Below are 21,978 nucleotides of genomic sequence, written 5' to 3'. Positions count from 1 at the left end.
TCGCTTATGCCTCGCCCTTGTCCGCGCCGGCGATGGTGCCGTCGATCTCGTGCTCAAGGCCCAGTTCGGGGATGGTGATCACGGCCTTGACCGCAAACTCTTTGCCGCTGGTGTCATGGTCGCGCATGGCCTTTTCGATGGCCTGCTGCGAGGTCACGCCGACCTGTTTGAGAAACTTGCGCATCGACATGTTGAAGTCTTCGCTCATGGGTGGCTCCTGTGCTGTGGGCGGCCTAGTGGTCGCGCCGTTTGGAGAGATAATCGTCGGTGGTCCGAGGGCGCGGGCGTTCGTTGCCGGTCATCGGGTTGTTGGTGCTGTGATACTGCGCATTGATCCGGCAGTCATCGCACATCTGGATCATCCGCAGTTTTGCCTCGTCGGCAAACATCGAATGGCTGCGCAGCTTGTCGGTGATTTTCTCCACGGTGGATTTCACACCAAAGAGGCTTCCGCATTCGACGCAGGCAAAGGGCTCTTCCTCGTTCAGCACGCGCTGGCTCAGCGCGGCTTCGGTCAGGTCGAGGCGCGGCGCGAGGGTGATGGCATCCTCGGGGCAGACATTGGCGCAGAGCCCGCATTGCAGGCAGGCGTCTTCCTGAAAGCGCAGTTGCGGCAAGTCCGGGTTGTCGCCAAGCGCGCCCGAAGGGCAGAGCGATACGCAGGAAAGACACAGCGTACAGGCATCCTTGTCGACCAGAACGGCACCGTAGGGCGCACCCTCGGGCAGGTCCAGCACCTCGGCCTCGGGGTTGAGCGCCCGCGCCGCCTGCCGCGCGATCTGGCGGCGGCTGCCCATCGGGCGCACCGGCTGGGCGACGGGGGCAGGGGCCTCGCCGTCATAAAGAATGTCGGTCAGCGCCTCGGGGTCGGGGGTGTCGATCAGCGACATCCGCGCTTCCCCCGCAATGGCGCGGGCCAGCGCGGTCTGCGTCTCAATCGCGTCGCGGTCGGCCTTGGGGCCAAGCAGAAGCGAGACATGGGCGAACCCGGCGGCGAGCGCGGCCAGCGCCTCAGCATGGCCAAAGGCGGCGAGCGCATCGAGCTCCATCGGCACCACATCGGCAGGCAGCCCGCGCCCGTGGCGTGCGGCAAGGCGGATCATCTCGGCGCCATGGGCGTCATGGACCATGAGGCGCGGCGCTTCGCCGCCCGCTTCGAGATAGGCGCGCGCCAGTGTCTGCACCCGGCGCATGGTGAAATCGACGGGCGGTGCGTCATAGCTGATCGCACCCGAGGGGCAGGCCGAGGAACAGGCACCGCAGCCCGCGCAGATCATCGGGTCGATCGCAACATGATCGCCGTCGGGCGTGATTGCGCCAGTGGGGCAAAGGTCCAGACAATTGGTGCAGCCGGTTTGCCCCGCGCGGGAATGGGCGCAGAGCAGCGGCTCGGTCCGGACATAGAGCGGCTGCTCAAATGTGCCGGTGAGATGCGAGGCAGCCAACACGGCGGCGGCCACGGCAGGCGGGTGGCCGGGATCGGCGCGCAGGTAGCCTTCGCGTTTTTCATGCGCCGGGAACAGCGGCGTCTCGCCGCGCAGGTCGATGATGATGTCACATTGGCTGCGCGCACCGTCGCGCGGCGCGGTCCAGTTGAGCGGTCCCCGGCCACGCGGGTCGACCTGCCGCAGCGCGTCGATCACCACTTCGAACTGTCCAAGCGCGCCCTTGGCACGGCGCAGCTTGCCGGAAATGAGGTCAAAATCGCGCACCTCGGGCAGATTGTCCTCGGCCTGTGTCACCGCGTCGTCCATCAACAGCGTGACGCTCAGGTGGTCCTTGAGCTGTGCCGCCGCCTCCAGCGCTGCCGGGCCGCGCCCCACGATCAGGCAAAGCCCTTCGGACCCGACATCGATGGTTTTCTCTGCCGGGGCGTCCAAAAGCGCCTCGGCTGCAAGGGCGGACATTTTGGGTAGTTTGTCACGGGGGTCATCCGACCATCCGGCCCGGTCGCGCAGGTCCAAGAGGGGGGCAGGGGGCAGGCCCAATTCCTCGGCCAATTCGGTAAAGACCCGCTCTTCTTGGGTGCAGCATAAAATTGCGTCCCCGGCGGTCAGGGCCTTGGCCGCCCGGTCGATCTGGGTGGTGCAGAGGGCCGAACAGGGGGGCGCGACCGCCAAACCGCTGCGCTCGGCCAGTGCATCGGAATCGATACGCTGCGACCCTGCGCAATCGCATGTTATCAATGTCTTGGCCATGAATTTTCCCTTATCTCGCACGACATTCCGCAGCCCATCTGGGCAGGGCAGAGGCCCCAAGCTAGACGGGATTTGCCACCCCCTACAACCGAAATTCGCGGCGCGGCGGTGCTGCTCCTAGGCGGTGAAGCAGGCAGAAACAGCGGTCAGCGGGGGCAGTGATTCGAAATTTGCGATTCCCTCATTTTCCGAGCGAAATACTCAAGTTAGACAATTAGGCCGAGGCGCCATTGGCGGGCCAAGCCGATGGGCCATCTTGTCTCGAAAGCCGGTTTTTTCGGGCTTTGGCGCGGATTTGCGCTTCCCCGGACCAGCCTTAGAGGCGAAGGTCGTTGAAACGGAGGAGCAATTTGATTCACAACCCGACAATGTATCGGACGATGCCCTTGGGCATTGTACTGCGGCGCTCGCCGGGGGTGACCCGTTGGGCCAAGTGGAGCTGGAAAGCGACCGCCGTGCTGCCCGGTGCCGGGGAGGCCGATTGGCGCGAGCTGCGCCGCGACGGCGAGATCGTCGAGTACCACGCCGCCACGCTCAAGCTGGACCTCCACGGAGCCGAGACCGAAGCCTATGTCCACGGGCTCGGCGCGGATGTGCCATGTGTCTATGTTGTGATGCGCCCCATTCCGGGTGCAACCGACCGCCCCTTCAAACTCGCGCTGGTCACAGCATCGCCCTATGAGGCGCAGGATTATTGCGACAGCGCCGAAGAGGTGGTTGAAAAGGTCGCGATGACGCCGGGTCTGTTGGCATGGGTGCAAGAGTTCGTCGAAGAGTTCCACCAAGAGGAAGCCTTCGTCAAACGCCGCCGGGATCGTCTGCGCACTGATCTTAAACAAGACGGGATCGGGGATCCGCGCATTGAAAAGCCTGCGGACATCTATGCATCGCCCGCGCTGAAACGAAAGCGTCTGGCATGAGCGGTTTTTGGCAGAAACGCCGCGCCGCCGTCGCGGCTGAGGCAGAAGCCGAAGTGCGCGTTCACGCAGCGCAGGTGGCAGAGGCTGAAGAAGCCGCGCTGGCCGAGCGCAGCGATGATGACCTGCTGGCCGAGTTCGAACTGCCCGCGCCCGAGGATCTGGTGAGCGGCGAACAGTTGCGTGCCTTTCTCAAGGCGCAACTGCCCCAACGGCTCAAGTCCCGCGCGCTGCGCAGCTTTTGGAAAACCAACCCGGTGCTCGCCTGCCTTGACGGGTTGAACGATTACGACGACGATTACACAGCGGCGGCGACAGCCGGGAAACCGGTTAACACGATCTATCAAGTGGGCCGCGGCATGGTCTCGAAGGTCGAAGAGGTGCTGACCGCTGAGGCCGAAGCGCCGGGAGAGACGGTTGAGAGCGCCAACAATGACGCGCCCGTTCTGGCGTCGACCCATGATGTTGTCGTGCCCGGCCCCCGCCGGACCGAAATGACGCTGGCCCCAGATGCCCCCCTTGAGGTGCATCATGCCGCCCCGGAAGAAGAAGCCGAGGCGCAGCCCGCGCCGACCCACCGCCGGATGCGGTTTCAATTTGCCAGCGATCTGGCACAGGACATGGAAGGTAGCAGCGCATGACCCAATTGGCCGCGACGCCCCTGCCCGAAGAAGACCGCCTGCGCGCGGACCTTTACAACTTCATGGGGCTAATCCTTTCCGGGCCGCCGGATCAGATCTTGTTGGATCAATGCGCGGGCCTGTCGGGTGATGACAGCGAGCTGGGGCAGGGCTTCAAGACGCTGTCGAAACTCGCCGCCAAGACCAAACCCTCGGGTGCCGAGAGTGAGTTCAATCGGCTTTTCATCGGGCTGGGTCGGGGCGAGCTTTTGCCCTATGCAAGCTTTTACCTCACCGGATTTCTCAATGAAAAACCGCTGGCCGCCCTGCGCCAAGATATGGTTGCACGCGGGCTTGAGCGGGCGGCGAATGTGTTTGAGCCCGAAGACAACATCGCGTCGCTGATGGAAATGATGGGCGCGATGATCGCCGGCCGTTTTGCGTCCCCCGCGACGCTGGCGCAGCAAAAGACGTTTTTCAACCGGCATATCGCCCCTTGGGCTGGGCACTTCTTTGCCGACCTCGAAGGCGCGAAAAACTCGGTCTTCTATGCCCCCGTGGGCAAAATTGGCCGTGCCTTCATGCAGATTGAAGCAGAAGCCTTCCGGCTCAGCAAAGACGACTAGACCCACCGCGATGAGACAGGCGGGGCCGCGCGCCCCTGAACAAGAGACGTAACAGGAGAGAGAAGATGACACGCAAGCCAGAGGGTACCACCGACGCACCCGTTCGCAAGGACCGGCGCGACTTCCTGAAATTCGCGGGCTCCGCCGCCCCCTTGGCCGCCGTTGCCGTGGCCACCACAGGGACCGAGGCCGAAGCGGCCAAAGCCCCCGACCTGTCGTCGGACCGCATCCAAGACACCGAACACACGCGGGCCTATTACGCCGCCGCGCGGTTCTGATCAGATAACCGGGGCGAGGCCCCGAAAACTTGGCAAGGCGATAACACCCGCCGTTCAATAGCCACCTCAGGCGGGGACCAGCCCGCGCATAGGGAGTGAAGATATGTTGAGGAAAAAGACCAATGGGGTCGCGCGGTCTGCGCAGCGGACAGGCATCATGTCCGATGTGGCGCGCAGCGGTATTGACCGGCGCGCGTTCCTGCGCGGTTCGGGCCTTGCCATCGGCGGGCTTGCCGCAATCGCAGGCACCGCGGGCAGCGTGCAACAGGCATCAGCCGCCACCGCAGCCGTCAGCGGAAAGATGGAAGTCAAGAAATCCGTCTGCACCCATTGCTCGGTCGGCTGTACCGTCATCGCCGAAGTGTCGGACGGTGTTTGGCTCGGTCAAGAACCCGGTTGGGACAGCCCCTTCAACCTCGGCGCGCATTGCGCCAAGGGCGCCTCGGTCCGTGAGCACGCCCATGGTGAGCGCCGCCTGAAATACCCGATGAAGAAAGTCGGCGGCGAATGGCAGCGGATTTCTTGGGAGCAGGCGATCAACGAGATCGGCGATCAGATGCTGTCGATCCGTGACTCTTCCGGTCCGGATTCGGTCTACTGGCTCGGCTCGGCGAAACACTCCAACGAACAGGCCTATCTGTTCCGCAAGTTCGCCGCCTATTGGGGCACCAACAACGTCGACCACCAGGCGCGGATCTGTCACTCCACCACCGTGGCGGGCGTGGCGAACACATGGGGCTACGGCGCCATGACCAACAGCTACAACGACATCCACAAGTCGCGCGCGATCTTCATCATCGGCGGCAACCCCGCCGAGGCGCACCCGGTGTCGCTGCAGCACGTGCTGAAAGCCAAAGAAGAGAACAACGCGCCGCTGATCGTCTGCGATCCGCGGTTCACCCGCACCGCGGCCCATGCCGACGAATATGTGCGGATGCGTCCCGGCTCGGACGTGGCGCTGGTCTGGGGTATCCTCTACCATATCTTCGAGAACGGTTGGGAGGATGAGGAATTCATCCGCACCCGCGTCTGGGGCATGGATGAAATCCGTCAGGAAGTCGCCAACTGGACCCCCGATGAGGTTGAGCGCGTCACCGGCGTGCCCGGCGAACAGCTTCAGCGCGTCGCGCGGACACTGGCCAACCACCGCCCCGGCACAGTGATCTGGTGCATGGGTGGCACGCAGCACACCAACGGCAACAACAACACCCGCGCTTACTGCATTCTGCAGCTGGCCTTGGGCAACATGGGCACCGCCGGTGGCGGCACCAACATCTTCCGCGGCCACGACAACGTGCAGGGCGCGACCGACCTTGGCGTTCTGGCCGATACGCTGCCGGGCTACTACGGTCTGTCCGATGGCTCTTGGGCGCATTGGGCGCGGGTCTGGGGTGAGGATCTGGAATGGATCCAGAGCCGCTTCGCCTCGTGGACCGATGGCGCGGGCGAAGAGCAAAAGATGATCAACCTCACCGGCATCCCGGTGTCGCGTTGGATCGATGGTGTGCTTGAGGACCGTGAGAACCTTGAGCAGCCCGACAACACCAAAGCCATGGTGCTCTGGGGCCACGCGCCGAACTCGCAGACCCGTCAGGGTGAGATGAAAACGGCGATGGAAAAGCTCGACCTGCTGGTTGTGGTCGACCCATACCCAACCGTCTCTGCCGTTCTCCACGATCGGACCGACAACACCTATCTGCTCCCGGCCTGTACGCAGTTCGAAACCTCCGGTTCCGTGACCGCATCGAACCGCTCGCTCCAGTGGCGCGAAAAGGTTGTCGAGCCGCTGTTTGAAAGCCTGCCGGACCACACGATCCTCTATAAGTTCGCCAAGAAGTTCGGCTTTGATGATCGCATGTTCCGCAACATCGAAGTGAACGGTGAAGAGCCGCTCATCGAAGACCTGACGCGCGAGTTCAACAAAGGCATGTGGACCATCGGCTATACCGGGCAGTCGCCCGAGCGGATGAAAATGCACATGCAGAACCAGCACACCTTCGACAAAACCACTCTGCGTGCCAACGGCGGCCCGGCGGATGGCGATTACTACGGCATGCCATGGCCCTGCTGGGGCACGCCCGAGATGAACCACCCCGGCACGGCGAACCTTTACGATCTGTCGCTGCCAGTGGCCGAAGGCGGCCTGACCTTCCGCGCCCGTTTTGGTGTGGAACGTGACGGTGAAAACCTGCTGGCTGAAGGTGTCTATTCCAAAGGCTCCGAGATCAAAGACGGCTATCCTGAGTTCACGATGCAGATGCTGACGGATTTGGGCTGGGACGGCGATCTCACAGCGGAGGAACGCGCCATCATCGAAGCGGTCGCAGGTTACGAGAAGCCTGAAAATGCGGACGATGGCCAAGAAGAGGTCGGTGAAACCTCGCAGCAAGGCGAGATGGAATCCGATTACGTGGCCCAAGTCGGTGGCATCAACTGGAAGACCGACCTTTCGGGCGGCATCCAGCGGGTCGCGATTGAACATGGCTGCGCGCCTTTCGGGAACGCCAAGGCCCGCTGCGTGGTCTGGACCTTCCCCGACCCGGTGCCAAAACACCGCGAGCCGCTCTATTCCAACCGGCGCGATCTGGTGGCGGATTATCCGACCTACGAAGACAAGACCTTCTGGCGGGTGCCGACGCTTTATGCCTCGATCCAAAAGAACGACTTCTCGAAGGAATTCCCGCTCATCCTCACATCTGGCCGTCTGGTCGAATATGAGGGCGGCGGGGACGAGACCCGGTCGAACCCATGGCTTGCCGAGCTGCAACAGAACATGTTCATCGAGATCAACACCCGTGACGCCAACAACCTCGGCGTGCGCGACGGGTCCGATGTCTGGGTCGAAGGGCCCGAGGGCGGCAAGATCAAGGTGATGGCCATGGTCACCGAACGGGTGGGCGAGGGCGTGGCCTTCATGCCCTTCCACTTCGGCGGGCACATGGAAGGTGTCAGCCTGCGGGACAAATACCCCGATGGGGCCGATCCGATCGTTCTGGGCGAAAGCACCAACACGGTTCAGACCTACGGCTACAATTCAGTGACGCAAATGCAGGAGACCAAAGCGACTCTCTGCAAGATTATGCCAGCGTAAGGAGACAAGAGAATGGCAAGAGCAAAGTTTCTCTGCGATGCCGAGCGCTGCATTGAATGCAACGCATGTGTAACGGCTTGTAAGAACGAACACGAAGTCCCTTGGGGCATCAACCGCCGCCGCGTGGTAACCATTCAAGACGGCCAACCGGGCGAACGCTCGATCTCGGTCGCCTGTATGCACTGCTCGGACGCGCCCTGTATGGCGGTCTGCCCGGTGGATTGTTTCTACCAGACCGACGATGGCATCGTCCTGCACTCCAAGGACCTCTGCATTGGTTGCGGTTACTGCTTCTACGCCTGCCCCTTCGGCGCGCCGCAGTATCCGCAGGCTGGCAACTTCGGCAGCCGCGGCAAGATGGACAAATGTACCTTCTGCGCCGGTGGCCCCGAGGAAAACCACTCTCAGGCGGAGTTCCAGAAGTACGGCCGCAACCGGATCGCGGAAGGCAAACTGCCAATCTGCGCCGAGATGTGTTCGACCAAGGCGCTTCTGGCCGGTGACGGGGACATGGTCTCCGACATCTACCGCGAGCGTGTTGTCGCGCGCGGCTTTGGCTCCGGCGCTTGGGGCTGGGGCACGGCTTACGAGCAAAAAGGCCAGTAACGGCTTTCGGGGCGGCCTGACCGGGTCGCCCCTTTTCTCCATATCTGTCTAGCCGGGGGATTTCCCATGCTGCGCCACCTGATGGCTCTTTTCATTCTCGCCTTGGCCGCGCTGCCGGTCAGCGCCACGGCGCAGGACGTGCGCCTGCCCGAGAACGCGACCCCCTCGGCCATTGACCGCGCTAACACCGGCGGCGCGCAGAACCTGGCCGATATCGAACGCCGCCAAAACGGGGCCGAGATTGACGACGGGTTCCGGCGCAACAATCTGGGCGGCGACGCCGCAACGGTGCCGGGCCTTGGCCCGCTTGGCGGGCGCTCGGACCCGGACCTGTGGCGCGGCATCCGCTATAACGAATTGCCCGTGCGCGTCAGCACGATGAACAAGACGGGCCGCGTCTTGGTGCAAGACAACGGCATGTGGTGGCAGCAATTCCGCGAAGGGCCGCTGGCAACCTACGGCGCTTGGCTTCTTGCCGGGACGCTGGCCGTGCTCTTGCTGTTCTATCTCCTGCGGGGGCGGATCCGTATCGAAGGCGGTAAGGTCGGGCGTACCATAACCCGTTTCAAAGCGATCGAACGGTTTGCCCATTGGATGCTGGCCGGGTCTTTCATCCTGCTTGCCCTGACGGGATTGGCCACGCTCTTTGGCCGCAAGGTGGTCATTCCGCTCTTGGGGCATGAATTCAACTCGGTGCTGCTGACCGGGTCCAAGTTCATCCACAACAACGTGTCATGGGCCTTTATGATTGCGCTCGTCATGGTCTTTGTGATGTGGATTTGGCACAATATCCCGAACAAGACCGATTGGGTTTGGATCAAGCAAGGCGGCGGTTTCATCGGCGACAAACACCCGCCCGCGAAAAAGTTTAACTTCGGGCAAAAGATCGTCTTTTGGGCCGTGATCCTGCTGGGCTTCTCGGTCTCGCTCTCGGGGCTGTCGCTGCTGTTTCCCTTCGAAATCCAGCTTTTCGGGCATACGTTCAACCTTATCAATGACATCGGCATGGCCGAGGCCGCAGGCCTTGGCCCGCTTCAGGGCGATCTGACGCCCCATGCGGAAATGCAATATGCCCAGCTTTGGCACGCGATCATCGGCTTTCTGATGATGGCGGTGATCTTGGGGCACATCTATATCGGGACACTCGGTATGGAAGGCGCCTTTGACGCCATGGGCAACGGCGAGGTTGATGAACGTTGGGCCGAGCAGCACCATTCGCTCTGGCTTGATGAGGTCAAAGATGACAAGCGGACCCCCGCAGAATGATGGGCGGCGTTCAGGTAAAAGGATACGCGCAATGAAAGCCATGCTGGCAGGGTTTCTGGGCGTCGCGGTGATCGGCGTTGTGGCCTATTTCGGACTGCATGAGATAGGCTTTTCCTCGGCTGAGGTCTATTCAGGTGAAAACGTCCGGTTGGACTGACACCGAAGAGGCATATCATGGCGGCAGGCGATGAATACGGCGGCACGCTCGAGGGCGCGTCGATCCTTGTGATCGACGACGAACCGGGAATGCGCCATTTCCTGACCAAGATTTTGGAGCCGCGTGTCAAGCGCGTGGCACAGGCCGCGTCGCCTGCAGAGGCCACCAAACTCTTGGACGAGGCGCATTTCGATGTGGTCGTTCTGGACAATGTCATGCCCGGCAAAACCGGGCTGGAATGGGTGGTCGAGCAGCGCCGCAAAGGGTTTTACGCCGACACGGTTCTGATCACCGCCTATGCCGATCTGGAAACCGCCATCGCCGCGCTGCGCGCGGGCGTCAGTGATTTCGTGCTGAAACCCTTCCGGGCGAACCAAATCCTCGGCGCCGTTTCCCGCACGCTCGACCGCAAGAACCTGCGCCGCGACAACACGCTGTTGCGGCGTGAATTGCAGGGCGGGGCAGCGGTGCAGATGCTTGGCAAGTCCGAGGCCCTGTCGAAGGTGCGCGGGATGCTGAACCGGCTTGCCCCGGTCCCGACGCCGGTGCTTTTCACTGGGGCCAGCGGCACCGGCAAGGAGTTGGCCGCGCGGCAACTGCACCAGATGTCTGACCGCGCCGACCATCCTTTCGTTGCGGTCAACTGCGCCGCCATTACGCCGGATCGGATCGTGCCTGAACTCTTCGGTGCGGTGGAGGGGAACGAAACCCTACAGCCGGGGCTGTTCCTTTTGGCCGATGGCGGCACGCTGTTCCTTGATGAAGTGGCGCAGATGCCGGAGCAGTTGCAGGCGGCTTTGTTGCGAGTACTGGAAGATCAACGCATCCGGCCCGAAGGGGCCGAGCGGGAAATTCCGCTGAGCCTGCGGTTCCTTTTCGCCACAAATGCCGATTTGCCCAAAGCGGTGGAGGAGGGGCGTTTCCGCGCAGACCTTTATCACCGGATGAATGTTGTCGAAGTCGCGATGCCGCCGCTCAAGGACCGCTCGGATGATATCGTCGAACTGGCGGCGATGTTCATGCAGCAATTCTCGACCGCGCTTGGCATGCCCGCGCTGCGGTTGGATGCCGAGACATTGCTGAAACTGCGGCGCTACGATTGGCCGGGCAATGTACGAGAATTGCGAAATTTGATCGAACGCTCGGTCATCCTCGGCAGCCTGCCCGAAGCCTTTGCGGGCCATGGCACCGTCGATGGGCCAAGGGCAATCGAGGATCTCGAACTGGTCACACAGCGCCACATGCTGCACATTCTTGATCTTTCGGGCGGCAACCGGGCCGAGGCCGCGCGGCGTTTGGGTGTCTCTCGCAAAACTGTCGACCGCAAGCTTGCCGCTTGGGCCGCTGAGGGGCTGGATATCGACGCGCTTTGAGGGGCGCAAAGCTATGTAAATTGCGCATATCCGTCCCGCAGCTGAGGAATCAATCCTGCCTTTTGGGAATTCTGTTCTGCCTCTGGGGCCACAGTAGGAAATTCGATCCGCGCATACCCGATGGCCAAAGCTCCCATTCCATCTGAACCGATCCCGCCCGTCAAACGTTCCTGTTTCAGCAACGGTGTTGAAGCGGGCGGCGCCCGGTGACATCTGATGCTCAAGCGTTACAGGAGTAAATTCAATGCTGAAACAGATCGTTACCGCCACCGTGCTCGCCGCGGTTTCTGGCACCGCAGCCTTCGCCCAAGACAATGAAACGCTCCGCGTGGGCATGTCGGGCGGCTATTTCCCCTTCACATTCGTTAAGCAGGACGTGCTTCAGGGTTTCGAAGTCGACGTGATGAATGCTGTCGGCGAAGAGGCGGGCTTTGAGGTTGAATTCGAAACCATGGCCTTTTCCGGCCTGATTGGCGCGCTGGACGCAGGCCGCATCGACACGATCGCCAACCAGATCACCATCACGCCAGAGCGTGAGGAAAAGTTCGCCTTTACCGCGCCTTACGTATTTGATGGCGCGCAGGTCGTGACCAAAGAGGGCAACGAAGAGATCGGTGGCGTCGAAGACCTGCGCGGTAAAACCGTTGCGGTCAACCTCGGCTCGAACTTCGAGCAGCTTTTGAACGAACTCGACTTTGCAGATGAGATCGAGATCAAGACCTATGAGTCCAACATCGCCCAAGACACCGCGCTTGGCCGGGTGGATGCATTCGTGATGGACCGGGTTTCCTCTGCCCAGCTGATTCAGGAAAGCCCCCTGCCGCTGCAACTGGCAGGCAAGCCGTTCTCCGAAATCCGCAACGCGCTGCCGTTCCAAGACAATGACGAAGGCCGCGCCCTGCGGGACCGTGTCGACACCGCACTGGAGTCCCTGCGCGAAGACGGTACACTGACCGAAATCTCGGACAAATGGTTCGGCACTGACATCACCAAAGCGGAGTAACCCATGCGGGCGCTAGACCTCGACTACATGCTGGGGCTGGTGCCCGTCATATTGGGCTATGTACCGTTAACTTTGTTCATGGCGGTGGCGGGGATGGTCTGTGCACTCATCCTCGCCTCGCTTTTGGCTGTCGAACGGGTGGCCAAAGTGCCTGTTCTCGACTGGTTCGTGATCGTCTTCATCAGCTTTTTCCGCGGCACGCCGCTGCTGGTGCAGTTGTTTCTGTTCTACTTTGGCCTGCCGCAGGTGCTGTCATTCCTGTCGGATATCAACGGCGTGACCGCCGCCATCATGGGCCTGACCTTGCATTTCTCGGCCTATATGGCCGAGAGCATCCGCGCCGCGATCATGGGGGTCGACCGCAGCCAATGGGAGGCCGCGCAATCCATCGGCATGACCCAAGGCCAGATGATGTGGCGCATCATCCTGCCACAGGCCGCCCGGATCGCCGCGCCCACATTGGTCAATTATTTCATCGACATGATCAAAGGCACCTCGCTGGCATTTACTCTTGGCGTGACCGAAATGATGGGCGCAGCCCAGAAAGAGGCAGCGGGCAGCTTTCTCTACTTCGAGGCCTATCTCGTTGTTGCGATGATCTATTGGGTCATTGTCGAAGCGCTTAGCCAGATGCAAAAGCGGCTTGAAACCTATCTAAATAAGGCGTTCGTCCGATGATTGATATCACTGGCCTGACCAAACATTTCGGCGGCGCGCCGGTCCTCAATGGCATTGATTTGCAGATTGCGGAAGGCGAGCGCGTGGTTGTCATCGGCCCCTCCGGCACGGGCAAATCGACCCTGCTGCGCTGTCTCAACTTCCTCGACATGCCGCAGGCGGGGACCATTCGCATCGGCGATGTGACGGTTGACGCCGCGAAGGCGCGCAAGGCCGACATTCTGGCGCTGCGCCGTCGGACTGCGATGGTGTTTCAGAACTACGCCTTGTTCGCCAACAAGACGGCGAAAGAGAACATCATGGAGGCGCTTGTCACCGTGCAAAAGCGCCCCAAGGATGAGGCCGAGCAGCGCGCGCTTTCGGTCTTGGCCGAGACCGGATTGGCCGACAAGGCCGACAGTTTCCCCGCGGCGCTGTCCGGCGGGCAGCAGCAACGTGTCGGCATCGGCCGGGCGATGGCGCTTGGGGCCGAGTTGATGCTGTTCGATGAGCCGACATCCGCGCTTGATCCTGAATGGGTCGGTGAGGTGCTGGACCTGATGCGCGCGGTGGCAGAGCGCAAGCAAACCATGCTGATCGTGACCCATGAGATGCAGTTCGCCCGCGAGATCGCGGATCGGGTGATCTTTATGGACGGCGGCAAGATTGTTGAGAGCGGCCCGCCATCTGAGATTTTCAGCGCGCCCAAGGATGCGCGATTGCAAAAGTTTCTCAAGCGTGTCGAGGGCTAGGCGGGCGCCGCGCGCCTGTCGCGAGGTATTTGTCGCTTTTACCGGCTTGGCCCGTTATGCTGCGGTGCAGAGAACCTATTGAAGGCTTGGCAAATGAGCGCCCGGATTATCTGTGTAGCCCAACAAAAGGGTGGGGCAGGCAAGACCACCCTCGTTTCGAACTTGGCGATTGCCTATTTGGCAGCGGGCAAAAGCGTGGGCCTGTTGGATACGGACCCTCAAGGCAGCCTCGGCAAGTGGCTCGACATTCGCGAAGAGATGCTTGGGCTTGATCCAAAACTGAAGTTCGCCACGGCGACCCCCTATGGGATATCCCGCGCCATCCGGACGGTCGGCAACGAGGCTGATGTCATTCTCATCGATACGCCCCCAAAGGCGGATAGCGATGTGCGTTGGGTCCTGCGCGACTCGGATCTGGTGCTGGTGCCGGTATCGGCCAGTCAGGCCGATGTCTGGGCAACCCATGATGTATTGGATTTGGCCGAGCGGGCGCAGAAACCGACGCATATCGTGATGAACCGCACCCGCGCCGGCACGCGGGTCGGCGATGACGTGGCCAAGTCGGTGGCCGAGCTTGGGGCTGGGCGGCTTGACGCGTCGCTGGCCAACAGAGTGATCTACGCCGATGCCCTTGGCCGGGGTCTGGGTGTGGTCGAGGCGAAAAAGTCCGGCCCTGCCGCGGATGAAGTCCGCGCGCTAGCGCAAGAGGTCGCAGGCATTCTTGAACTGTAGTCCCGGCTGAGCGGGGTTAATTCTGTCTCGGTACAGACTAAGCCCCCGAAAACGTAAAAAGGCCCGCCATTTGGCGGGCCTTTCCGTTAGAACCGATAGGCTCAGATCACTCCGCGCAGGCGCGGATTTTTTCGATGTCCGGACCGTTGGGCGTGCGGCCCAAGTTGAACGGCGCCGAGGCGTCACGCCATTTGGCGTAGTCGTTCAGATACTCCAACTGGCTCAGGTAAACCTTTGCGGAATTGGGGTTCTCACAGGCGGTTTCTTCGATGGTTTCGTTGGCCATTTCCTGAACGGTGGCCAGCGTTTCATCGTCGTAGCGGTTGATCTCGATGCCCGCATCGAGGAACTGCTGATAGGCTTCGGTCGCGCGCTTCTCGGTGAAGGAGAGCGACCAGACGAGGTTGGCCTGTGCCGCGATTTCAAGCGCTTCGCGGGTTTCGTCCGACAGCGCGTCCCACGCGCCTTTGTTGATCATCACACCGAAGATCGACGCCGACTGGTGCCAGCCCGGTGTCGCCCAGTATTTGGTGACCTGCTGGAAACCGCCCGAGAAGTCGACGTTGGGGGTCGAGAATTCGGCACCATCAATCACGCCGCGCTCAAGCGACTGGTAGATTTCGCCACCGGCCATGGAGACCTGAGAGCCGCCCAGTTTTTCCAACAGACGGCCCTGCTCCAGACCCGACAGACGCAGACGCTTGCCCTTGAGGTCTTCCAGCGTAACGATCTGCTCGTTGGTGCGGAAACCGGATTCGTTGTTGGTCACGCCGTAGGGCAGATAGACCATGCCGAACTTGCCGTAGATCTCGTTATAGAGTTCTTTGCCGCCCCATTGTTCGATCCAGTTGACGTAATCAACCGCGTTGAACAGGCTCGCCGTGGTCGCCAGCGGCGAGAAGGCAGAGTTGCGGCCAGCCCAGTAACCGGGCCAGTCGGCGCCAGCCTGCACGGTGTTCGATTCAACCGCGCCAAAAACTTCGCCTGCGGGCACGAGCGAGCCGCCTTCGAAGAATTCAATGGTCAGGTCTTCGCCGGTCAGCTTATTGGCCAGATCGACGAAATGCTTGTCGATCTCGATCAGTTCCAGCGAAGTTGGCCATGTGGTGGTCATGGTCCAGTTGTCTTGGGCCGCGGCCTGCGTGCCAAAGCCTGCGCAGAGTGCCAGACCGGCAAGTGTTGATTTCAATTTCATAATATTCTCTCCTCCGTTGATTTATTTTGTATAGAGCGTTTCCGGCAGCCAAGTGACAAGCTGCGGGAACAGGGCGATGGCCACGCACATCATCAGGATCAGCCCGATGAACGGCAGCACACCAATGATGATATGCGACGTCTTGACCTCGCGCGGCGCAATGGCGCGCAGGTAGAACAGCGCATATCCAAAGGGCGGGGTGAGGAAGGACGTCTGCAAGACCACCGACATTAGGACGACGAACCACAACAGGCTCACGTCCATCTCCTGCACGATGGGCAGGAAGATCGGGAAAGACAGCAGCACAATGCCGGTCCAATCAAGGAATGCACCGAGGATGAAGACGATGAACATCATCATCGCGATCAGCATCCAAGGGGCCATATCGAGGTTGCGGATGATCTCTTGCGTGGCGCGCAGACCCCCGGTGATGTTGAACACGCCGGTGAAAGCGGTGGCGCCCACAACGATAAACAAGATCATCGCCGAGGTGCGGCCCGTTTCCAGCATCGCGCCGTAAAAGCTGGCCCAAGTGAACTTGCGCCGCATGATCACGATGACCAGCGCCAGCGCCGCGCCAATGGCCGAGGCTTCGGTCGCCGTGGCGATGCCCGCCAGAAGGGAGCCGAGGATGCCAAGGATCAGCACCAGCGGCGGCACGGCTTCGATCAGCAGCATACGCACAAGCGCGGGTTTAGAGATCTTCTCATCCGGCTCAACCGCCGGGGCCATGTCCGGCCGCACCACGGCCACGATAAAGACCCACACCGCATAGAGCAGCCCCAGCACCACGCCCGGCACCATCGCACCGGCGAAAAGCTCGCCCACCGACAGGGGCGAATAGGAGGCCATAAGGATCAACATGATCGACGGCGGGATCAGAATGCCCAGACAGCCGGAGGCCGCGATGACGCCGGTGGTCAGTGTCGGGCTGTAGCCATATTGCAGCATCGGGCGCAGGGCCATCACGCCCATCACGGTGATCGACGCACCGATGATGCCGGTGGTGGCGGCCAGTAGGATCGAGATGAAGACCACCGCCAGCGCCAGACCGCCGCGGATGTTCGACATCAAAAGCCGAAGCGATTCGAACATCTTATCCGTCACGCCCGAATCGGACAGGAACCGCGCCATCAAGATGAACAGCGGAATCGCGATCAGCGTGAAGTTGTCGAGCACATCGCCGAAAATCCGGTTGATGACGATGCCCAGCACCATGGGCTTGCCAGCGATGACAGCGCCCAAAACGGCGGTGCCGCCCAGAACGAAGGCCAGCGGGTGGCCCATGAAAAGGCCCAGCAACAGCAGGCCAAACATGGTGAGTGCAATGAGTTCAGGCGTCACGGGGCAGTTCCTGACGGTTAAGTACGAGTTTCAAAAATTCCGCCACACCTTGCAGCAACAGCAAACCAGCGGCGAGCGCCATGGCCATTTTCAGCGGATAGACCGGCAGCTGCACCGAGCCATAGGTCGTCTCGCCCTGAGCATAGGAGCGCATGGCGAATTCATAAGAGCGGGTGGTGAAGATCCACGCGAAGGGGAAGAAAAAGATCACATAGCCCGCCGCTTCGACCCAGCGTCGCAGGGTGGGGGCAAGGGTTTCGGTGATCAGATCGACCCGCACATGGGCTTGATGACGCAGCGCATAGCCGCCCAGCATCACGAAATAAAAGCCATATAACTGTTTCGTAACGTCAAAAGCCCAGCGGGTCGGGTCATTCAGCGCATAGCGCATGAAAACGTCATAGATGATGATTGCGGCGAAAATGACGGCGACGACCGACACGATACGCCCGACGAATTCGTTCATCTGGTCGATGAATTTTATCAAGATCTGAGCCCTCCCTGGCAGCTCGCACATTATTGGCCTTTCTGCCAAAAACAAGGCAAAAGACCAATAATAATGCTGCTTTAAGTAGCACTACGTATGCGGCGTGGGGAGAGTTTGTCCAGAAGGAGAGGTTTCAATTTGCCTAAGCCATGGACATTTTCGAAAAGCAACGATTATCTGCTGCGCAGAGCCCTCCGCATCGACGTCGGGGGAGGCTTAGCAAATATCCGTTTGGGAGGAAAAACATGGATCGTCGTTCATTTATTCGCAAAGCTGGTGTGATGGGGGCAGGTGCCGCCGCCACGACACTTGCAGCGCCCGCTATTGCGCAGGGCAACATCACGTGGCGCATGGTCACCACTTGGCCCAAAAACTTCCCCGGTCTGGGTGTCGGCGCGCAGCGTTTGGCCGACCGGATCACCGCCGCCTCGGGTGGCGAGCTGACCATTCAGGTCTTCTCGGCCGGAGAGATGGTGCCGCCGCTGCAGTCGCTCGATGCCGTGATCGACGGTACCGCCGAGATGAGCCACGGCGCCGCCTACTACTGGCAAAACAAATCCCCCGCGCTGTCCTTCTTCACCGGCGTGCCTTACGGCATGACCACGCCCGAGCTGACAGCTTGGATGCGTTACATGGGCGGTCAGGAAATCTGGGACGAGATCTATGACCAGTTCGGCGTTCAGGGCTTCCTGTCCGGCAACACCGGCACCCAGACGGGTGGTTGGTTCCGCGATGAGTTGAAAAGCCTCGATGATGTCAAAGGCGTGCGTTTCCGGACGCCGGGCCTTGGTGGCCGCGTGTGGGAGAAGCTGGGCGCAACCGTGACCAACATGGCCGCGGGCGAGATCTTCCAAGCGCTGCAGTCCGGCACGCTCGATGCCGCGGAATTCGTCGGCCCCTACAACGATCTGGCGCTCGGCTTCCATCAGGTGGCCAAGAACTACTACATGCCGTCCTTCGTGGAATCGGGTCTGGCGACTGAGCTTGTGGTCGACAAGAAGAAGTATCAGGAGCTTCCTGAGAATCTTCAGGCGATCATCCGTGACGTGAGCCAGGCGGAATACGATCAGGTTGCCGCTGACTTCTATGCCAACGACCCGCGCGCTCTGAAGACGCTGGTCGAAGAGCACGGCGTCACCGTTCGCAATTTCCCTGACGACATCATGGAAGCGGGCGCGAAAGCGTCGGTTGAAGTGGTCGAGGAACTGCGCAACAGCGACGACCCGCTGGTCAAGAAGACCGCCGACAGCTTTGTCGAAGCGCTGAACCTCGTCCGCACCCGGACCGAGAACATCGACAGCCCCTACGTTCAGGCGCGTCAGAAGTTCTTGAAGTACTAAGCTTCGCGCCGAGAGATGTGGAAAGGCCCGGGGGAAACGCCGGGTCTTTTTCTATGAGGAAGAGGTCTCAGAACTGTCCCGCCCGGTGGCACACCGGGAATCGCCCTTCCTCCCCCCGGAGGGCGATTTTGCAACCTTTCGCCAACCGGATTGGGGAAGAGTGTCGCACCGCACCGGCCACTTTCGCAGGTTCCGATCGCCCCCAAGAGAGGGCGATGCCCTTCGCGTACAAACGCGAAAGGCCCGGCGTTTCCACCGGGCCTTTGCTCTAGAAAAACGCCGTCTTACCCGGCGACCAACTTCGGCAACCACGTCACGATCTGCGGGAAGGCGAAGAGGATCGCAATCGCCACCACCTGCAACATCACAAACGGCAGGATACCCTTGTAAATCGCACTGGTCGGCAGATCCGCCGGAGCCACCCCGCGCAAATAGAACAGCGCAAAGCCGAAGGGCGGCGTGAGGAAGGAGGTCTGCAAGTTCACCCCCACCAGCACGCCCAGCCAGATCGGATCAATGTCCAGCATCAAAAGCACGGGCGCGGTGATCGGGATCACGATGAAGATGATCTCAAAGGTATCAAGGATGAACCCGAGGAAGAACATGATGATCATCACCACCGCCACCGCCGCCAAGGGGCCGCCGGGCAGGTTGCTCAGGAACTCATGCACCAGATTGTCGCCGCCCATCATGCGGAACACGATGGAAAAGACCGACGCGCCCAGCAGAATGATAAAGACCATGCTGGTGATCGTCGCGGTCGCGATCATCGTCTCGCGCAAGATGCGGAAGGACAGGCGCCAGCGCAATGCTGCCAGCACCATCGCCCCCACGGCACCGACCGACGCCGCCTCTGTCGGGGTTGCTATGCCGCCGAGGATCGACCCTAAAACGGCGAGGATCAGCAAAAGTGGCGGCACCAGCGCCACAAAGAAATCCCGCAAAAGCTGGCCTTTCTCATCCGCAGGAACGGGCGTGGCAGGGCAGGATTCAGGCGCGGTAACGGCCTTGAACAGCACATATCCAAGGTAAAGCGACACCAACAGGATGCCCGGCAAGAGCGCCCCGGCGAAAAGGTCGCCGACCGACACGGGCGATGGCGCAAAGTTCCCCTTGGCCATCTGCACTTGCGAGTTGATACCCGCGAGCATGTCGCCCATGAAGATCAAAACGGTCGACGGTGGAATGATCTGGCCCAGTGTCCCGCTCGCGCAGATGACGCCGGTGGCAAGCTTAGGATCATAGCCCGCACGCAACATGGCAGGCAGAGAGATCAGCCCCATGGTTACAACTGTCGCGCCAACCACACCGGTCGAGGCGGCAAGCATCGCACCCACGATCACGACCGAAAAGCCAAGCCCGCCGCGCATATTGCCAAAGAGTTTGCCCATGGTCATCAGCAGTTGCTCGGCGATCTGACTGCGCTCCAGCATCACCCCCATGAAGATAAATAGCGGCACGGCGACCAAGACTTCGTTGGTCATGAAGCCGATGTAACGGTTCGGCAGAGAGCCGAAGTTCGATGGGTCGAAGACGCCAAAGCCGATGCCGACCAATCCAAAGAGCAACGACACACCAGCAAGCGTGAAGGCGACCGGGAAGCCCAATAGCAAAAAGCCGATCACGCCAAAAAACATTAGCGCGGCGAGCATTTCGCCGATCAAAATCGGATCCATCAAACGGCTCCCTGCGGGTGGTCTGCGGGGATTTGGTCCCGGCTGTATTGCATGGATTTGGGCACCAGCTCAGCATTGCCGCTGAGCACGAGGATGGAGCGGATGATCCATGCAATCCCTTGAATTGCGAGTAGAAATGCAAAGCCGATGATGAAGGCCTTGAGAATATAAAGCCCCGGCATGCCGCCCACATTGGCGGACCCTTCTTGATAACCCCATGCGCGTGTCACGAAGGGCATCGAATAGGTGTAAACGATCCAGCAGAAGGGCAGCAAAAAAACGACCACGCCGATCAGGTCGATCAGCGCGCGGCGTGCCATCGTGGCGGGGCGGTAAAAGATATCGACCCGCACATGGTCGTCGCGCAGCAGGGCAAAGCCCGCAACGGCGGTGAACATCGCGCCGTTTAGCCAAATATAGAGATCTTGCATCCAAACGAAGCTGATCGCGAAAAGATAGCGCTGCACGACCACGGTGAAACAGACCAACACGATGCCGAGTGCGAGCCATGAGAAGAGATTGCCGATGAATAAGTTCACCGCGCAGATAACTCTGGCAATTGCTGCTAAAAAACGCACCTTGTCCCCTCTCCCGTCAAGTTCGTTTGACCGTCAATCAAAGGGAGGGGGCTAAATGTCAAGATTTAGATGGCGGGTGGCCCTCAACGGGCCGCATTTGTCCTGCCCGCAGTGGCAGGAGGGCAACCGAAGGGCGGGGCCGCTCAGTAGATGTTGGTTTCGGGGGCGCTGCCTTGCCGCACCGAGCCGCGGTACATCCCTTGGGAATTGAACGGTATGGCGATATTGCCCGCACCGTCCACGGCGATGACCCCGCCCGACCCGTCGTTGGGGGCCAGATCCTGCATCACCACATGATCGGCGGCGGTGGCAAGGTCTTCGCCCGCGTGTCGCATGCGTGCGGCGATTTCGCCCGCCGCGTTCCAGCGGATAAAGACCTCTCCATGTCCGGTGGCCGAGACCGCGCAGGTTGCGTTATCGGCGAATGTGCCCGCGCCGATCATCGGCGTGTCGCCCACGCGGCCCGGGGCCTTGGCGGTCATGCCCCCTGTTGAGGTGGCGGCGGCTATATTTCCTGCAACATCGCGCGCCACGGCCCCCACGGTGCCATGCCGCCGCGCCGGATCGTCCGAGACTTCGCCGCGCGCCCGCATCGCAAGCGTCTCTTGCAGCGCGTCCCAGCGGGACTGGGTGAAAAAGTAGTCGCGGTCGCCGAATTCAAGCCCCGCTTGCCGCGCGATCTCGAGCGCGTTGGGGCCAATGAGCGTGACATGCTCGGTCCGCTCCATCACCGCGCGGGCCAGTTTCACCGGGTTCTTCGGGCCAAAGACACCGGCGACCGATCCCGCCCTGCGGTCGCGCCCGTCCATCACGGCGGCGTCCATCTCCTGCGCGCCTTCCGACGTATAGACCGCGCCGCGCCCTGCGTTGAACAGGGGCTCATCCTCCAGCGCGCAGACCGCCGCTTCGACCGCGTCCATCGCGCTGCCCCCTTCGCGCAGGATGGCTTCGCCCGCTTCTAGCGCGCGGGCGAGGGCGACGTGATAGGCGGCCTCCTGCTCGGGGGTGATGTTTTCCTTGAGGATGGTTCCGGCACCGCCGTGGATGGCAAGGGAATAGGTCATGTCGGTCCTTTCGATCCG

At 61.2% G+C, this 21,978-nt stretch carries 22 protein-coding genes; 14 read left to right on the top strand and 8 right to left on the bottom strand.

Features of this window, described 5'->3' with window-relative positions; translation table 11 throughout:
* Positions 1-4: 4 nt before the first annotated feature.
* Positions 5-208 carry a DUF6494 family protein gene (locus R1T45_RS03150; protein WP_067628701.1) on the bottom strand — a complete coding sequence of 68 codons (204 nt, stop codon included), beginning with the start codon at positions 206-208 and terminating at the stop codon, positions 5-7.
* Between the two features lie 25 nt (positions 209-233).
* Positions 234-2,198 (bottom strand): 4Fe-4S binding protein, encoded by a 1,965-nt coding sequence (locus R1T45_RS03145; protein ID WP_120352441.1) that lies wholly within the window; start codon positions 2,196-2,198, stop codon positions 234-236.
* 380 nt (positions 2,199-2,578) lie between these two features.
* Here R1T45_RS03145 and R1T45_RS03140 point away from each other — a divergent pair, with 380 nt between their 5' ends.
* The 13 genes from R1T45_RS03140 to parA all read left to right on the top strand — a co-directional run bounded on the left by R1T45_RS03140 (position 2,579) and on the right by parA (position 14,276).
* Positions 2,579-3,118, top strand: a complete 540-nt coding sequence (locus R1T45_RS03140) for a DUF3305 domain-containing protein (RefSeq protein WP_120352458.1) — start codon at positions 2,579-2,581, stop codon at positions 3,116-3,118.
* Positions 3,115-3,756, top strand: coding sequence for a DUF3306 domain-containing protein (locus R1T45_RS03135; RefSeq protein WP_317389111.1), 642 nt, complete (start codon positions 3,115-3,117; stop codon positions 3,754-3,756). The genes R1T45_RS03140 and R1T45_RS03135 overlap by 4 nt, the downstream gene beginning before the upstream one ends.
* The gene (locus R1T45_RS03130; protein ID WP_132445427.1) at positions 3,753-4,361 is read left to right on the top strand and encodes a molecular chaperone; all 609 of its coding nucleotides are present in this window, start codon (positions 3,753-3,755) and stop codon (positions 4,359-4,361) included. Before R1T45_RS03135 ends, R1T45_RS03130 begins: the two co-directional genes overlap by 4 nt.
* Positions 4,362-4,426: 65 nt before the next feature.
* Positions 4,427-4,639, top strand: a complete 213-nt coding sequence (locus tag R1T45_RS03125; protein WP_120352438.1) for a twin-arginine translocation pathway signal protein — start codon at positions 4,427-4,429, stop codon at positions 4,637-4,639.
* 103 nt (positions 4,640-4,742) lie between these two features.
* Positions 4,743-7,730, top strand: coding sequence for a formate dehydrogenase subunit alpha (locus R1T45_RS03120; protein ID WP_317389110.1), 2,988 nt, complete (start codon positions 4,743-4,745; stop codon positions 7,728-7,730).
* A 12-nt stretch (positions 7,731-7,742) separates the two neighbouring features.
* Positions 7,743-8,336, top strand: coding sequence for a formate dehydrogenase FDH3 subunit beta (gene fdh3B / locus R1T45_RS03115; RefSeq protein ID WP_067266580.1), 594 nt, complete (start codon positions 7,743-7,745; stop codon positions 8,334-8,336).
* A gap of 66 nt (positions 8,337-8,402) precedes the next feature.
* Positions 8,403-9,602 (top strand): formate dehydrogenase subunit gamma, encoded by a 1,200-nt coding sequence (locus tag R1T45_RS03110; protein ID WP_132445436.1) that lies wholly within the window; start codon positions 8,403-8,405, stop codon positions 9,600-9,602.
* Positions 9,603-9,633: 31 nt separating this feature from the next.
* A complete protein-coding gene (locus tag R1T45_RS03105) occupies positions 9,634-9,759 on the top strand; it encodes a hypothetical protein (RefSeq protein WP_259950196.1) in 126 nt (41 codons plus the stop codon).
* A 17-nt stretch (positions 9,760-9,776) separates the two neighbouring features.
* Positions 9,777-11,132: a sigma-54-dependent transcriptional regulator gene (locus R1T45_RS03100; protein WP_120352435.1), complete on the top strand. Its 1,356-nt coding sequence runs from the start codon at positions 9,777-9,779 to the stop codon at positions 11,130-11,132.
* Positions 11,133-11,376: 244 nt separating this feature from the next.
* Positions 11,377-12,135, top strand: coding sequence for an amino acid ABC transporter substrate-binding protein (locus tag R1T45_RS03095; protein ID WP_120352434.1), 759 nt, complete (start codon positions 11,377-11,379; stop codon positions 12,133-12,135).
* A 3-nt stretch (positions 12,136-12,138) separates the two neighbouring features.
* A complete protein-coding gene (locus tag R1T45_RS03090) occupies positions 12,139-12,813 on the top strand; it encodes an amino acid ABC transporter permease (RefSeq protein ID WP_120352433.1) in 675 nt (224 codons plus the stop codon).
* Complete coding sequence (locus tag R1T45_RS03085; RefSeq protein WP_317389109.1) at positions 12,810-13,544, top strand: amino acid ABC transporter ATP-binding protein; 735 nt, start codon at positions 12,810-12,812, stop codon at positions 13,542-13,544. The genes R1T45_RS03090 and R1T45_RS03085 overlap by 4 nt, the downstream gene beginning before the upstream one ends.
* Positions 13,545-13,637: 93 nt before the next feature.
* Complete coding sequence (parA, locus tag R1T45_RS03080; protein WP_132445442.1) at positions 13,638-14,276, top strand: ParA family partition ATPase; 639 nt, start codon at positions 13,638-13,640, stop codon at positions 14,274-14,276.
* A 106-nt stretch (positions 14,277-14,382) separates the two neighbouring features.
* Here the strand turns inward: parA and dctP are convergent, their stop codons facing one another.
* The 3 genes from dctP to R1T45_RS03065 are packed head-to-tail and all read right to left on the bottom strand — an operon-like array spanning position 14,383 to position 17,305.
* A complete protein-coding gene (gene dctP / locus R1T45_RS03075) occupies positions 14,383-15,471 on the bottom strand; it encodes a TRAP transporter substrate-binding protein DctP (protein ID WP_317389108.1) in 1,089 nt (362 codons plus the stop codon).
* Positions 15,472-15,492: 21 nt separating this feature from the next.
* Positions 15,493-16,788, bottom strand: a complete 1,296-nt coding sequence (locus R1T45_RS03070; protein WP_411041173.1) for a TRAP transporter large permease — start codon at positions 16,786-16,788, stop codon at positions 15,493-15,495.
* A 16-nt stretch (positions 16,789-16,804) separates the two neighbouring features.
* Positions 16,805-17,305 (bottom strand): TRAP transporter small permease subunit, encoded by a 501-nt coding sequence (locus R1T45_RS03065; RefSeq protein ID WP_067936149.1) that lies wholly within the window; start codon positions 17,303-17,305, stop codon positions 16,805-16,807.
* 242 nt (positions 17,306-17,547) lie between these two features.
* Between R1T45_RS03065 and R1T45_RS03060 the strand changes: the two genes are divergently transcribed.
* The gene (locus R1T45_RS03060; protein ID WP_120352429.1) at positions 17,548-18,642 is read left to right on the top strand and encodes a TRAP transporter substrate-binding protein; all 1,095 of its coding nucleotides are present in this window, start codon (positions 17,548-17,550) and stop codon (positions 18,640-18,642) included.
* A 284-nt stretch (positions 18,643-18,926) separates the two neighbouring features.
* On the opposite strand, the gene R1T45_RS03055 is transcribed toward R1T45_RS03060, so the two are convergent.
* The 3 genes from R1T45_RS03055 to R1T45_RS03045 all read right to left on the bottom strand — a co-directional run bounded on the left by R1T45_RS03055 (position 18,927) and on the right by R1T45_RS03045 (position 21,960).
* The gene (locus R1T45_RS03055; RefSeq protein WP_317389106.1) at positions 18,927-20,318 is read right to left on the bottom strand and encodes a TRAP transporter large permease subunit; all 1,392 of its coding nucleotides are present in this window, start codon (positions 20,316-20,318) and stop codon (positions 18,927-18,929) included.
* On the bottom strand, positions 20,318-20,896 hold the full coding sequence (locus tag R1T45_RS03050; RefSeq protein ID WP_067622577.1) for a TRAP transporter small permease subunit: 579 nt from the start codon (positions 20,894-20,896) through the stop codon (positions 20,318-20,320). Before R1T45_RS03050 ends, R1T45_RS03055 begins: the two co-directional genes overlap by 1 nt.
* 143 nt (positions 20,897-21,039) lie before the next feature.
* Positions 21,040-21,960: an isoaspartyl peptidase/L-asparaginase gene (locus R1T45_RS03045; protein WP_317389105.1), complete on the bottom strand. Its 921-nt coding sequence runs from the start codon at positions 21,958-21,960 to the stop codon at positions 21,040-21,042.
* Between the last annotated feature and the right edge of the window lie 18 nt (positions 21,961-21,978).

This window comes from Sulfitobacter sp. LC.270.F.C4 (assembly GCF_032922545.1).
In the GTDB taxonomy this organism is placed as follows: Bacteria; Pseudomonadota; Alphaproteobacteria; order Rhodobacterales; family Rhodobacteraceae; genus Sulfitobacter; species Sulfitobacter profundi.
This window is presented reverse-complemented; position numbering and strand designations above follow the sequence as displayed.

Bases quoted from the DNA above. Each gene is read 5' to 3' on its own strand.
- R1T45_RS03150 (WP_067628701.1), bottom strand. From the start codon at position 208: ATGAGCGAAGACTTCAACATGTCGATGCGCAAGTTTCTCAAACAGGTC.
- R1T45_RS03145 (WP_120352441.1), bottom strand. From the start codon at position 2,198: ATGGCCAAGACATTGATAACATGCGATTGCGCAGGGTCGCAGCGTATC.
- R1T45_RS03140 (WP_120352458.1), top strand. From the start codon at position 2,579: ATGCCCTTGGGCATTGTACTGCGGCGCTCGCCGGGGGTGACCCGTTGG.
- R1T45_RS03135 (WP_317389111.1), top strand. From the start codon at position 3,115: ATGAGCGGTTTTTGGCAGAAACGCCGCGCCGCCGTCGCGGCTGAGGCA.
- R1T45_RS03130 (WP_132445427.1), top strand. From the start codon at position 3,753: ATGACCCAATTGGCCGCGACGCCCCTGCCCGAAGAAGACCGCCTGCGC.
- R1T45_RS03125 (WP_120352438.1), top strand. From the start codon at position 4,427: ATGACACGCAAGCCAGAGGGTACCACCGACGCACCCGTTCGCAAGGAC.
- R1T45_RS03120 (WP_317389110.1), top strand. From the start codon at position 4,743: ATGTTGAGGAAAAAGACCAATGGGGTCGCGCGGTCTGCGCAGCGGACA.
- fdh3B (WP_067266580.1), top strand. From the start codon at position 7,743: ATGGCAAGAGCAAAGTTTCTCTGCGATGCCGAGCGCTGCATTGAATGC.
- R1T45_RS03110 (WP_132445436.1), top strand. From the start codon at position 8,403: ATGCTGCGCCACCTGATGGCTCTTTTCATTCTCGCCTTGGCCGCGCTG.
- R1T45_RS03105 (WP_259950196.1), top strand. From the start codon at position 9,634: ATGAAAGCCATGCTGGCAGGGTTTCTGGGCGTCGCGGTGATCGGCGTT.
- R1T45_RS03100 (WP_120352435.1), top strand. From the start codon at position 9,777: ATGGCGGCAGGCGATGAATACGGCGGCACGCTCGAGGGCGCGTCGATC.
- R1T45_RS03095 (WP_120352434.1), top strand. From the start codon at position 11,377: ATGCTGAAACAGATCGTTACCGCCACCGTGCTCGCCGCGGTTTCTGGC.
- R1T45_RS03090 (WP_120352433.1), top strand. From the start codon at position 12,139: ATGCGGGCGCTAGACCTCGACTACATGCTGGGGCTGGTGCCCGTCATA.
- R1T45_RS03085 (WP_317389109.1), top strand. From the start codon at position 12,810: ATGATTGATATCACTGGCCTGACCAAACATTTCGGCGGCGCGCCGGTC.
- parA (WP_132445442.1), top strand. From the start codon at position 13,638: ATGAGCGCCCGGATTATCTGTGTAGCCCAACAAAAGGGTGGGGCAGGC.
- dctP (WP_317389108.1), bottom strand. From the start codon at position 15,471: ATGAAATTGAAATCAACACTTGCCGGTCTGGCACTCTGCGCAGGCTTT.
- R1T45_RS03070 (WP_411041173.1), bottom strand. From the start codon at position 16,788: ATGTTTGGCCTGCTGTTGCTGGGCCTTTTCATGGGCCACCCGCTGGCC.
- R1T45_RS03060 (WP_120352429.1), top strand. From the start codon at position 17,548: ATGGATCGTCGTTCATTTATTCGCAAAGCTGGTGTGATGGGGGCAGGT.
- R1T45_RS03055 (WP_317389106.1), bottom strand. From the start codon at position 20,318: ATGGATCCGATTTTGATCGGCGAAATGCTCGCCGCGCTAATGTTTTTT.
- R1T45_RS03045 (WP_317389105.1), bottom strand. From the start codon at position 21,960: ATGACCTATTCCCTTGCCATCCACGGCGGTGCCGGAACCATCCTCAAG.